This is a genomic window from Pseudomonas sp. Y24-6, from assembly GCF_020295325.1.
In the GTDB taxonomy this organism is placed as follows: domain Bacteria; phylum Pseudomonadota; class Gammaproteobacteria; order Pseudomonadales; family Pseudomonadaceae; genus Aquipseudomonas; species Aquipseudomonas gregormendelii.
Genome location: NZ_JACBXG010000001.1, coordinates 643,966 through 656,247, shown reverse-complemented (window position 1 = coordinate 656,247; position 12,282 = coordinate 643,966). Strand labels below are relative to the sequence as shown.

General features: G+C 63.7%; 7 protein-coding genes. 4 read left to right on the top strand and 3 right to left on the bottom strand.

The window, feature by feature from the left end:
• The first annotated feature begins 12 nt into the window (after nucleotides 1-12).
• Nucleotides 13-909, top strand: a complete 897-nt coding sequence (locus HYI44_RS03080; RefSeq protein ID WP_122838443.1) for a LysR family transcriptional regulator — start codon at nucleotides 13-15, stop codon at nucleotides 907-909.
• Nucleotides 910-1,056: 147 nt separating this feature from the next.
• On the opposite strand, the gene HYI44_RS03075 is transcribed toward HYI44_RS03080, so the two are convergent.
• The 3 genes from HYI44_RS03075 to gspG are packed head-to-tail and all read right to left on the bottom strand — an operon-like array spanning nucleotide 1,057 to nucleotide 3,269.
• Nucleotides 1,057-1,590 (bottom strand): hypothetical protein, encoded by a 534-nt coding sequence (locus tag HYI44_RS03075; protein WP_225568727.1) that lies wholly within the window; start codon nucleotides 1,588-1,590, stop codon nucleotides 1,057-1,059.
• Between the two features lie 27 nt (nucleotides 1,591-1,617).
• The gene (locus tag HYI44_RS03070; RefSeq protein ID WP_225568726.1) at nucleotides 1,618-2,805 is read right to left on the bottom strand and encodes a type II secretion system F family protein; all 1,188 of its coding nucleotides are present in this window, start codon (nucleotides 2,803-2,805) and stop codon (nucleotides 1,618-1,620) included.
• 14 nt (nucleotides 2,806-2,819) lie between these two features.
• Nucleotides 2,820-3,269: a type II secretion system major pseudopilin GspG gene (gene gspG / locus HYI44_RS03065; RefSeq protein ID WP_122838638.1), complete on the bottom strand. Its 450-nt coding sequence runs from the start codon at nucleotides 3,267-3,269 to the stop codon at nucleotides 2,820-2,822.
• 192 nt (nucleotides 3,270-3,461) lie between these two features.
• Here gspG and HYI44_RS03060 point away from each other — a divergent pair, with 192 nt between their 5' ends.
• The 3 genes from HYI44_RS03060 (at nucleotide 3,462) to HYI44_RS03050 (ending at nucleotide 12,273) form a co-directional block, all read left to right on the top strand.
• Nucleotides 3,462-4,073: a lytic transglycosylase domain-containing protein gene (locus tag HYI44_RS03060; protein ID WP_263868176.1), complete on the top strand. Its 612-nt coding sequence runs from the start codon at nucleotides 3,462-3,464 to the stop codon at nucleotides 4,071-4,073.
• A 203-nt stretch (nucleotides 4,074-4,276) separates the two neighbouring features.
• Nucleotides 4,277-10,111, top strand: a complete 5,835-nt coding sequence (gene mnxG, locus HYI44_RS03055; RefSeq protein WP_225568725.1) for a manganese-oxidizing multicopper oxidase MnxG — start codon at nucleotides 4,277-4,279, stop codon at nucleotides 10,109-10,111.
• A 131-nt stretch (nucleotides 10,112-10,242) separates the two neighbouring features.
• On the top strand, nucleotides 10,243-12,273 hold the full coding sequence (locus HYI44_RS03050; RefSeq protein WP_225568724.1) for a YncE family protein: 2,031 nt from the start codon (nucleotides 10,243-10,245) through the stop codon (nucleotides 12,271-12,273).
• The last annotated feature ends 9 nt before the right edge of the window (nucleotides 12,274-12,282 follow it).

Genomic DNA, 12,282 nt, shown 5'->3' with positions numbered 1-12,282 from the left:
CAGGAAGTGACAATGAACCCTTTCGAAGATATGCGCATTTTCTGCCAGGTCATGGACTCCGGCAGCTTCACGGCTGCAGCCGATCAATTGGGCTTGTCCAAGCAGTTCGTCAGCCGCCGGTTGATGCAGCTGGAAGAGCGCCTGGGCGTACGGTTGCTCAACCGTTCCACCCGGCGCCTGGATGTCACGCCCCTGGGGCAGAGTTACTACGAGTCGGCCCTGCGCCTGTTGGGTGAGGTCGAGCAGGTGGAGCAGGGCATTGCCGGCCAGACCACGGAGCCACGGGGCACTATCCGCGTGAGTGCGCCCTTGTCTTTTGCACTGGCGCACCTGGGGTGTTTGCTGCCACTGTTCCTGCAGCGCTACCGCGAGGTCACGGTCGAGGTGGACCTGAGTGACCGGCCCGTGGACCTGCTTGGTGAGGGCTACGACCTGGCGCTGCGCATCGGGACACTGGAAGACTCGACGCTGATTGCCCGGCGTATCGCCTCGATCCGGCGCGTATATTGCGCCAGCCCGGCGTACCTTGAGGAGCGCGGCACGCCGCTCAGGCCGGAGGAGTTGCACGCCCATGATTGCCTGCCTTACGGCCACGGTCGCCAGGTGCAATGGCGCTTCGAGGGGCCGGGCAAGCCGTTGTCGGTGAATGTCACCGGGCGCATGCGGGTCAATAACGGGGAGTTGCTCAGGGATGCGGCGATTGCCGGGATGGGGATCACCTATCTGCCGACGTTTATCGTCGGTGCTGCGTTGCGGGAGGGCAGGCTGGTGCCGGTGCTGGATGAATTCCGTCCCGAGCCTTTGACGTTGTCGGCGGTGTATCCGCAGCATCGCCAGGGGTCGAGGCCGGTGCAGGCGTTGATCGAGTTTTTGCGCGAGCGATTGGATAGCGCCGAGGAGGTTGTCTAGAGGGGTGCGTTGATCTTATTTTCCTGTAGGGCAAACAAGATCAACGGATTGCGGGATCGTTTCGGGAGGACGCGGTCATTCAGGTTTCCCGCGTCATCGTTGACGACCATCGCGAGCAGGCTCGCTCCCACAGGGGGAGGGTGGGTGTCAGGATCGTTTGTCGTCGCCTGGCTCGCCGCCGACGTGCACGCCATGGTCGTCACCGACTTCGCCGGCGCGGTGCACGCCATGGTCGTCGCCTACTTCGCCGGCGCGGTGTACGCCGTGGTCGTCACCTGGCTCGTCATGGGTGCCACTGCGTCCGGACGAGGATGACGCGGAATTGCCGGAATGGCCCGAACCATGGTCGCTGCCGCTGTGGCCGCTGCCACTGTTTCCGCCGCTGCCGCTGCCGCTGCCGCCATGACTGCCGCCGTTGCCGCCGCCATTGCCGCCACTGCTGCCGCCGCCGTGACCACCACCATTACCACCGCCACTGCCGCCGCCACCACCATTACCGCCACCGCCACCGCCACCGCCACCGCCGCCACCGCTGCCCCCGCCGCCACCACTTCCTCCGCCACCACCACCATCCTTAGCCTGAGCGCTGGACATCCCGGACAATCCATCGGGAACCAGTACAGTAGATGCCGACAGAACTGCGCCAATAGCCACTGCGAGCAAAAGCTTCTTCATGTGCATATCGATCTCCGTCTTGTTGTGGATGTATCAGTGAATACTCGAGGCCAGTTCGAAGATGGGGATGTACATCAGGATCACGATCACCCCGATCAACAGGCCAATGAACGTCATGAGCAGCGGTTCGAACAGCCGTACAAACCATTCGATCCAGCGGCTGATCTCTTCGTCATAAAAGTCGGCGCTGCGTTCCATCATCTGTCCGAGGTTGCCGGACTGTTCGCCTGCACGCAGCAAGCGCAGGGACACGGGTGTCACCAGGTGATTGAGTTCCAGTGCAGCGGACAGTGATTGACCTTCGCGAACCCGTTCGCAGGCCTGGTCCAGGCGCACGCGGGAGGGCACGGTGAGCAGGCCGCGGACCATGCCCATGGCGGTGACCAGCGGGATACCGCCCTGCAGCAGAATGCCCAGGGAGCGGTAGAAGCGCGCCAGCTCGTACATGAAAATCCGTTGATGCACCGCCGGCAGCCGTTCGATCACCCGATCAACGCCACGACGAAAGGCCGGCTGGCGCTGGAGAAAGGCGAGGGCGACGACGATGGCCACCAGGGCGCCGAAAAATTCACCCTGATGCGCATGCAGGAACATCCCGCAACTCATCAGCACCTGGGACAACCACGGCAGGTTCGACCCCAGCCCCTCGAACACCAGGCTGAAACGCGGTACCACGTAGCCCATCAGGAACAACACCACGCCACCTCCTACCACCAGCAACAGCATCGGGTAGATCGAAGCGCTGACGATCTTCTGGCGAACTTCGTCCATGCGCTGGCGATAGCTGACATACCGACCCAGCGCATCACCCACTGCGCCGGTCTTCTCGCTGGACTGTACCAAGGCGACGTAGAGAGGCGGGAAAACCCCTGACAACTGGCCCAATGCCTGGGAGAAGGATTTGCCCTCGTACAGCAAGCGCACCAGCTCGCTCAAGGTTTTGCGGGCCTGGGGCGCGTTTTCTTTTTCCGCCAGGCTCTCCAGTGCATCGATCAGCGGCAGGCCGGCATTGAGCAGCGTGGTCAGTTCCTGGCTGAACAACACCAGGTTGAAGGTTTCGCGTTTGTGCAGGCGCAGCGCTTGCCAGCGCCGGTCGGCCTGCAGGCTGACGACGCGCAAGCCCTGGTCCTCGACCATGCGCCGCGCCTCGCTGTCGCCCTGGGCCTCGACGGTCACTGACACGACGCCGGCCTTGCCCACTGCCTTGAGATGAAACCGCATGGTCGCCACTCCCGTCATTGCCAACTGGTGACTTCGGCGTTTTCGCCTTCGCCGCCGGGTTGGCCGTCCTTTCCCATGGACAGCAGGTCGTACTCGCCGTTTTCCCCGGGGTAGCGGTAGTTGTAATTACGTCCCCACGGATCCTGGGGCAGTTTTTTCTGCAGGTAGGGGCCGGTCCAGCGGGTTTCATCGCTGGGCGCGGTGACCAGCGCCTGCAAGCCTTGTTCGGTCGAGGGGTAATGCCCGACTTCCAGGCGGTACAAGTCCAGCGCCTTGCCCAGGCCTTCGATCTGCGCCTTGGCCACTTTCACTTCCGAGCGGCCGAGCTGGGCAAAGTACTTCGGCGCGACGATGCCGGCCAACAGGCCTAGCACCACCAGCACCACCAGCAATTCGAGCAGGGTGAACCCGCGCTGAGCTCGCGGGGTATAGCTACGCGCAATACAGCACTGACGCTGATTCATGATGACCTCACACATAGACGGAAGGGTCGCGCGAAAGCCTTATGCAATTGCCATGCACACGCTCGGTCATTGCCCTGCAACCCCCGCATTACGGGGCTTTGCAGTTACGGCACGGTGCTTGCGTACGGCTGGTTCACGACTTGTCATTGGGGCATTACCCCCATTTTTCGGGGCAGGTCAGGGGAGGTACCAATGATCAAGTCATTCACTGCGGGACTGCTGGGCGGGCTGTTGCTGGCCGGGTTTGCGCACGCCGATGTGTTCATTTCCGTCGACGCCAAGGGCAGCTACGTCCTGTCCAATGTCCACCGTCCCGGCCGCCACTATGAACGGGTGATTCGTGAGGCTGAGGTGGCGCAGGTCAGCCTTGACCAGCAGCCGCAGATGATTGCCGCGCGGCCCTACGCCGAGTTGGTGTCGGCAGCGGCCACGGCCAACCAGTTACCGGCGGCGCTGTTGCATGCGGTGATCCAGGCCGAGTCCAGCTACAACTCCGGCGCCACCTCACCCAAAGGCGCGGGGGGGTTGATGCAGTTGATGCCCGACACCGCCCGGGAGCTGGGGGTCAAGGATGTCTACGACCCCAAGGCGAACATTCAGGGCGGGGCCAAATACCTCAAGCGCCTGATGACCCTGTTTGACAACGACATCGCCCTCGCCGTGGCGGCCTACAACGCCGGGCCACAGGCGGTGATCAGCCGTGGCGGAGTGATTCCGCCATTCGCCGAAACCCAGCGCTATGTGCCCAGCGTCCTGCGCCAATACCGGCGTCTGCAGGGCCTGGCCGTGGATGCTCCGCTGTGATTGGGGGATTCCCCAATTGTGGGGAAAACCGACAGGCATTGGTTAACCCGCAAACCGGGGAATGGGTGGGGGATTTCCCCCGACTTATCAAATCGTCCGTATAACCTTCTGAAAAATAACAAAAAGTTTTATGGCATGGCGATTGCTGAAGTGATTTTTGACGAGACGTATTCCCAATGAGCACCCCACCGAGGTCCGTGATCATGACCGGCAAACCCAACGCTCATCACCTGCTTAATCTGCTGCTGTTTCTGGTGCCGATGTTCGGCCTGGAAACGGCCCAGGCCGCGTTGCGCTGCGAGCGCAATCTGGTGGCAAACGTCGTGGCGCTGGACCAGCCGCTGATGTTCAACCGACTCGGCGCACAGAACGTCAACGGCATGATGTTCGCCCTGCGTCGCGATGTGGTCGACGATCACAACAGGTCACTGGCCCAGGGTGGCACAGCGGTGCCGGGCAAGGTCTCGCTGCGGCCCGACAAGCGTCCGCGGCCCCTGGTGCTGCGCGTGGCAGCCGGTGATTGCCTGACCATCAACCTGCAGAACCTGCTGGCTTATCAAGCCAACCCCGGCAGTCATGACGGCGGGGAGGAAGAACAAGGGGAAATCGAAGGCGAAGTTGAAATCGGTGCAGTCGATGACTTCAAGGTCGACGAGCAGGTCACGGACCGCCATGTCGGCTTCCAGGTCAACGGCATGCAGGCGGTTAACAGCATCGACGACATTTCCTCCTATACCGGCCGCAATGCCAACACCCTGGTCGCCCCCGGCGCAAGCCGCTCCTATACCTTGTATGCCGAACGCGAAGGCGCTTTCGCCGCCAGCAGCCGTGGCGCCACCTTCGGTGGTGAAGGCGCTGCCGGTAACGTCGCCAATGGCCTGTTCGGCGAAGTGGTGGTAGTGCCCAAGGGCGGCCGCACCTATCGCAACACCGTGACTGAAGAAGAGATGCGCCTGGCCAGCACCGGGCGCACACCGACCGGACAACCGATCGTTGATTACCAGGCACGCTACCCGCAGCGCGAGCCGTGGATCCGTGAAGGCAAGGCCGGCACGCCGATTATCAATATGGTCGACGGCAACGAAATCATCTCCAGCGAGAGTGACGCGATCGTCATGGGCAGCAACGCCGACGGCAGCTTCCCGCCTTCGACCTACCCCCTGGAAGCCATTGGCAAACGCAACCCGGCGCTGCCCAACCGGCTGGAACCGTTCCGCGATTTCGCCTCGCAGTTCCAGGATGAAACCGCGGCCACCCAGGCATTCCCCGCCTACTGGGCAGACCCGGTGATGGCCCACGTGCTGGAACCGACCCGCGATTCGTTCATGATCAACTATGGCTCCGGCGGCATGGGTGCCGAAGTGGTCGCCAACCGCCTCGGCGTCGGGCCGATGCACGATTGTCTGTCCTGCGCCTACGAAGAGTTCTTCCTCAGCTCGCACACCGTTGGCGACGTGGCGATGCTGGTGGATGTGCCGGCCAACGCTGGCCTGGAAAACATTCGTCCCGGGGAAACCCCGCGCGCCGACCAGATTGGGGTCAAGGCCACCATGGCGCTGTACCCGTCTGAGCCGTCCAACGTTAACCACAGCTACATTGGCGACTTCGTGAAATTCCGCAACACCCACAACGGTCACGAGCAGCACATTTTCCACCTGCACGGGCACCAGTGGCTGTTCAACCCCAATGACGACAACTCCGACTACGTGGATGCCCAGGGCATTGGCCCGGGCGCCGGCTACACCTATGAAATCGCCAACGGTGGCTCGGGCAACCGCAACCGCGTGGCCGGCGATGCGATCTATCACTGCCACTTCTACCCGCACTTCGCCCAGGGCATGTGGGCCATGTGGCGGGTGCATGACGTGTTTGAAGAAGGCACCAAACTCGAAGTCTCGCAACAAGGCGACGACGGTTACCACAGCGAGCCCTATGCCCTGCGTAGCGGTAAACCCGCGGCGGGTGCCCGGGCCCTGCCTGATGGCGAGATCATCGCCGGTACCCCGATTCCAGCGGTAGTGCCGCTGCCCGGCAAGGCTATGGCGCCGATGCCGGGCAAGGTCGCGGTCGTGCCTAAAATCGGTGAAACCCTGGTGGCCGGTCACGACGATGACGATGACGAAGACGACGATGATGACCACCAAGGTGGCACCGGTGGTGCTCAGGCCATCGGTTCGCTGGCCCTGGTGGATCGCAGCGAAGCCAACCGCAATGCCGATGGCAGCCTGAAAAACCCTGGCTATCCATTCTGGATCGGCGGCATGGAAACATCGGTCGGCCAACGCCCACCGACCCCGCCCCTGGACATGCTCGATGCAGCCAAGGCCCAGGCCTTGAAAACCAGCGGCAACGCCCTGTGGGCCAACCTCGATCCGGCGCAATCCGGCGGCTGGGATGGCGGCCTGGGCCGGCACTCGCTGGACGGCTTCTCTGCGGGCGGTGAAGCGAACACCATTACCACCTCGCTGGATTTCTCCAAGGAAGTGACCCGCGCCAAACCCATCTACATGCCGGAAGAGGGCACTGAGGTGGAACAGGCAGCGATGGCCTTCCATGCCAAGAAAGACCACCCAAGCTACGCGTTGCTGCCCGGCAACCAGATCGTGGCACGGGCCTTCCGCACCAATGGCGCCTTGCCCATTGCCGGCGCGCCTTATTACGAACCCTGCATGGATGACCGGCAGAAACGCCTGACCAGCAGCGCCGGTACTGGCGAGTTTGCCAGCGGCGAGCGTATCGACGGCATGTCCTACACCGGTTCATCGACCTTCACTGCCGACCGTCCAAGGGTCTACAAAGCCGCGAATATCCAGTTCGATGCGGTGTACAACAAGGTCGGTTACCACTTCCCGCAAGCGCGCATTCTGGCCCTGTGGGAAGACGCCTGGCCGGTGATCACCAAGCAGCGCCCACCAGAACCGCTGGTAATGCGCATGAACACGTTCGACTGCGTGCAGTACCAACAAACCAACCTGGTGCCGGCCACCTATGAGATGGACGATTATCAGGTGCGCACCCCAACCGACGTGATCGGCCAGCATATCCACCTGCCGAAATGGGACCTGACGGCGGCCGACGGCTCGGCCAACGGCTGGAACTACGAAGATGGCGTGCTCTCCCCAGGCGCCGTGCAAGAGCGTATCCACGCCATTCGCGAGTTCAACCAGTGCCTTGGCGCTGATCCGCGTGACGGCACGCCGGCCTGCCCGAAAGCCAAGAACCATCCGTTCTTCGGTCAATACGGTCGGGCGGACTGGGTCGGGGCACGGACGGCAATGCAGCGCTGGTTCGTCGATCCGGTGGTCAATACCAAAGGCGTCGACCGTGGCCTGGGGACCATCTTCACCCACGACCACCTCGGCCCATCGACTCACCAACAGATTGGCCTGTACGCCACCGTGCTGGCTGAACCTGCCGGCTCCACCTGGTTCCACGCCGAGACCGGCGAGCAGCTGTACAGCGGCGCGCGGCAAGACGGCGGACCGACTTCGTGGCAAGCGGTGGTGTCCACCGGTGACCTGGACGGCGACGGCAAGAACGACAGCTTCCGCGAGTTCTTCCTTGAGTACAGCGACTTCCAGCACGCCTATGAAGCCGGTGTGTACGTGGGCGCGGGCCCCAATGGCGTGCCCAACCCGACGGCGTTCCCGGCCACTGCGGACAGCTTCCGCTACGCCATCAACCCGCCTGTGCGCAACAACGCCAGCAACCTGCTGGATGGCATCATCGAAGTGCAGGGCGGCATGGTCCCAGGCTGCCCGACCCGGCCGTGCCCGCAGGCTATCTCGGTGGATGACCCGGGCATGTTCGTCGTCAATTATCGCAACGAGCCATTGGCGTTGCGGGTGTATGACCCGAACAAACTCGGCCCTGACGGCAAGCGCGGCATGCAGGCGGACGGCCTGGGGGGCGACCTCGCGTACGCCATGCAAAGCCGTACCGACCGTGCCATCGCTGCGATGAACCTGGCGCCCAACCTGGTCACCTCGGCGACCGGCCCAACCGGCGGCACCACGCTGTTCCCACCGCACATCAACCGTGGCGGCGCCGAACCTGGCGACCCGTTCACCCCGATGCTGCGCACCTATACCGGTGACAACGTACGGCTGCGCCTGCATGCCGGCGGCCATGAGGAGGAGCACAACGTGACCCTGCACGGGGTGAAATGGCTGCAGAGCGGTTCCGGCTTCGGCATGAGCTCCAACTCCGGCTGGCGCGCCTCGCAAATGGTCGGCATCTCCGAGCAGATGGGTTTCAACGCACCGGTCTCGATGCTCTCCAGTTCGGCGGCGACCACGGGTGACTACCTGTACTCCATGGATGCCTCCATCGAGGGTTACTGGAACGGTATCTGGGGTGTGATGCGCAACTACACGGCCCAGCGCAGCGACCTGTTCGCGCTGCCGAACAACCCTAAACCGGCGGGCATGCGCAACACCGTGGCGTACGAGGGTTCGTGCCCACGGATCAGCGCCAACCCTAGCGGCATCGGCACCCGGCCGACCGTGCAGCGCAACTATGAAGTGGTCGCGGCGCTGGCCAATGACATCCTGCGCAACCCGTTGAACCTGACCATCGGCGATCCTGCCGGTCTCGGCCAGCACGTCGGCGGCCCGTTGAATCCGGCGGGCGGCACCCTGGTGTTCAACTCGCGGACGGTCAACATCCCGCAGGTCACGGTGACCGATCCTGAAGATGGCGAAACCATCACCATCGGTGGGCAAAGCGGGCCGCTGCATGACCCGACCGCCATCCTGTACGTGCGCAAGTCCGACCTCGACCCGAACACCGGCAAGCTCAAACCCGGCGTACCGGTAGAGCCGCTGGTATTGCGTGCGGCGGCGGGTGACTGCATCAACGTCACCCTGGAAAACCGCCTGCCGCTGGTCATGCCCGACCTGACCCAGACTGCTGCGGTGCAAGGCCTGGTCAAGCGTGATCGCAACAGTGGCCAGGGCTCGACCATCTTCAGCAACAATCTGATCCGGCCGTCCAGCCATGTGGGCCTGCATGCCCAGCTGCTGGCGTACGACATCACCAAGTCCGACGGCGTCAACGTCGGCGCCAACCCGATCCAGACCGTGCCACCACGGGTCGGCAATACCGGCGCCTACCCGACTCGTACCTACCAGTACTACGCCGGGCACCTGGAGCGTGAGGGCAAGCCGGTGACACAACTGGGCCGCAGTGTCGACAACATCAACGCTACGGCGGTGGAGTTCGGCGGCCTGAACATCACCCCGGCGGACGTGATCAAGCAAGGGCAGAAAGGCCTGGGTGGGGCAATGTCCATCCTGCCGATCGGCGCGACCTGGGTCGAAGACGCCCGCAAGACCAACGCCACGGTCACGGCGCCAGGGCAGGCGGTATACCGCGACTTCGCGATGGTCTGGCAGAAAGCCTTGAACATGCGCTGGGCCAACGGCCGGCCGGTGGAAGGCATTGCGGCCGAAGGGTTCGGGGTGCCGAACGATCCGCAGGACAACTCGAGCATGGCCATCAACTACAAGGCCGAGCCGCTGTGGTTCCGCTTCGGACTGGCGCCGGATGCACCCTTCGGTCACGCCGGTGGTGCCGGCTACGGTGACGTACCTAACGCGCACATGGCCTATAGCAATGCGTTGATCGGCGGCGATCCACAGACACCAGTGCTCTATGCAAAACCGGGGCAACCGTTCCGTACGCACATCCTGTTGCCGACCGGTGGCAGCCGTGGCACGACCTTCCAGCTGGACGGTCACGTGTGGTCTGTCAACCCGTTCCAGTCGGAGAAGAGCGACACCGGTGGCTACCCGACGGGCACCCCGGGCGTGGGTTCGGTGCGGTTCGGCTACAACCCGATGTCGATGTACATCGGCGCCCGGGAAAGCATCCTGCCGGCCGCGCACTTCAGCTTCATGCACCCAAGTGCCGGGGGCAGCAATGCGATACCGGGTGACTACCTGTACCGCGACTACGGCGCCTACGGCAATACCTCCGGCTTGTGGGGATTGCTGCGGGTGACCAACGAAGCGGAACCGGCGCCGCCAGCCCAGTAGGAGCGAGCTTGCTCGCGATGGAGTCATGGGCCACACCCTCAACACCAGGGTGGGCCCACAGGGCAAAAGCACCGAGCAGAAGCAAGAGCGACAGTGCACAGGCAGGCACAGATCTGTAAGGGGAGAGGGGAATGAACAGGAACATCAAGGTCATCGCAGGTGCGTTGGTTGTCGGGGTGGCGCTGATCTGGCTGGGGGTGTGGAAGACCATGCCGCCAGACATGCTCAGCCAGATCGCACTGCCAAATACCTGGTCTGCCAACGCCAGTTCGCCCGCCAGGGCGGCTCAGCCCGCCAGCCAGAATCCGGTCGCGGCGAGCACTGCTGACGACGGCCAGCAGATCCTCGAACGTGACGGCGTGTCGGTGGCAATGCAGGTTCGCCCCTTGGCCGCAGACGGTGTGCTGCGCGAAGGTGAATTTGCCGACGTGCGATTCCGGATCACCGACAGCGCTTCCGGCCAACCCCTGGCCGGCGTGGCACCGGGGGCCTGGCTCGACCCGGAAACCGTGGCGGCGGACCAGGCCCAGGGCCGTGAACGCAGCTGCAAGTCCCGGGTCGGGGTGTTCCTAAAATCGAGCATCGGCGCACGGCCCTTGCTTGACCTCAACAGCTACTTCCTGCTGGTGATGAACCGCGATGCCAGCGTCATGGTGGTCGATCCCTCGGTCTCGGTGGGAGGCATCACCAGCACCATGGCGCGCATCGACATCAAGCAACCCCCGATGGACTGGGTCACCCCGAAGGACAACAAACGAGTGTTCGTCTCGATGCCCACGGCCGGCGAAGTCGCCGTGATCGACAGCGAGCAATTCAAGGTGATCGACTCGGTTGCCGCCGGCAGCAACCCGGTGCGCGTGGCGCTGCAGCCCGACGAACGCCTGCTGTGGGTTGGCAACAACGCCAAGAGCGCCGAGGCGTCCGGCGTGACGGTGATCGACGCACGCAGCCTCAAGCCGCTCAAGCACCTGGCCACCGGCGCCGGGCACCACGAAATCGCCTTCAGCAAGGACAGCCGCCAGGCTTTCGTCAGCAACCGCGATGACGGCACCGTGAGCATCATCGATATCGCCACCCTGACCCTCAGCAAGCAGCTCAAGACCGGTTCGCACCCGTTGTCCGTGGCCTACTCGCCGTTGTCCCAGGCGGTGTATGTCGCCGACGGCAAGGACGGCACTGTCACGGTCATCGACAGCGCCAGCCTGGCCGTGCGCCGGGTGATCCAGCTCAAGCAGGGCCTGGGCCCGATGGGGTTCAGCAGCGATGGACGCTTCGCCATCGTACTCAATACCCTGGAGAACCAGGCCTCGGTGATCGACGCCGCGACCAACTCCCTGATCCATGACCTGGACGTTTCCGCCGAACCGTTCCAGGTGGTGTTCACCAAGGCCTACGCCTACATTCGCGGCCTGGCCTCGGCCAAGGTCACCATGATCAACCTGGCTTCCCTGGGCGAGGGTCGCAAGCCGATCACCCAGGGTTTCGAAGCCGGCCCCCAGGCTCCGCGCCTGGCGGGGGACCTGCCACTGGCGTCGAGCCTGGCGGTGTCGCGCGATGACAACGCAGTGTTCGTGGTCAACCCGGTGGACAACACCACCTATTTCTACGCCGAAGGCATGAACGCGCCGATGTCCGGCTACCCCAATCGCGGGCAAGTGGCGCGGGCTGCGCTGGTGATCAATCGCAGCTTGCGCGAGGACGAGCCCGGGCTTTACAGCGCGCGCATCAAACTGCCGGTGGCGGGGCGTTTCGACGTGGCCTTCCTGCTCAACCAGCCGAACATCATTCACTGCTTCACCGCGCAGGTGGAACCCAACGACAAGGTTGCCCTGCACGCGGGCGTGCCCAAAGTGGAATTCATGCTCGATAAATCCACCGCCGACCTGGGCGCTCCCTACGTCGTGCGCTTTCGCATCGTCCAGGGCAAGCAGAAAGTCGAGCGCAGCGGGGTCAAGGACGTGAGGGTGCGCTACTTCCGCGCGCCGTCATCGAAGACCCAGACCTTAGCGGCGCTGGAAGTGGGCAACGGCGTGTACGAAGCACCGGTGACCCTCGACCAGAGCGGCGCCTGGTACCTGCACGTGCGTGCGGCGTCCCTTGGCGCGAGTTTCGACGACAAGACCTTTGCCAGCGTCCGGGTGGTCCCGGGCGCTGCACACTGAAGAGGATAT

Bases quoted from the DNA above. Each gene is read 5' to 3' on its own strand.
- HYI44_RS03080 (WP_122838443.1), top strand. From the start codon at position 13: ATGAACCCTTTCGAAGATATGCGCATTTTCTGCCAGGTCATGGACTCC.
- HYI44_RS03075 (WP_225568727.1), bottom strand. From the start codon at position 1,590: ATGCACATGAAGAAGCTTTTGCTCGCAGTGGCTATTGGCGCAGTTCTG.
- HYI44_RS03070 (WP_225568726.1), bottom strand. From the start codon at position 2,805: ATGCGGTTTCATCTCAAGGCAGTGGGCAAGGCCGGCGTCGTGTCAGTG.
- gspG (WP_122838638.1), bottom strand. From the start codon at position 3,269: ATGAATCAGCGTCAGTGCTGTATTGCGCGTAGCTATACCCCGCGAGCT.
- HYI44_RS03060 (WP_263868176.1), top strand. From the start codon at position 3,462: ATGATCAAGTCATTCACTGCGGGACTGCTGGGCGGGCTGTTGCTGGCC.
- mnxG (WP_225568725.1), top strand. From the start codon at position 4,277: ATGACCGGCAAACCCAACGCTCATCACCTGCTTAATCTGCTGCTGTTT.
- HYI44_RS03050 (WP_225568724.1), top strand. From the start codon at position 10,243: ATGAACAGGAACATCAAGGTCATCGCAGGTGCGTTGGTTGTCGGGGTG.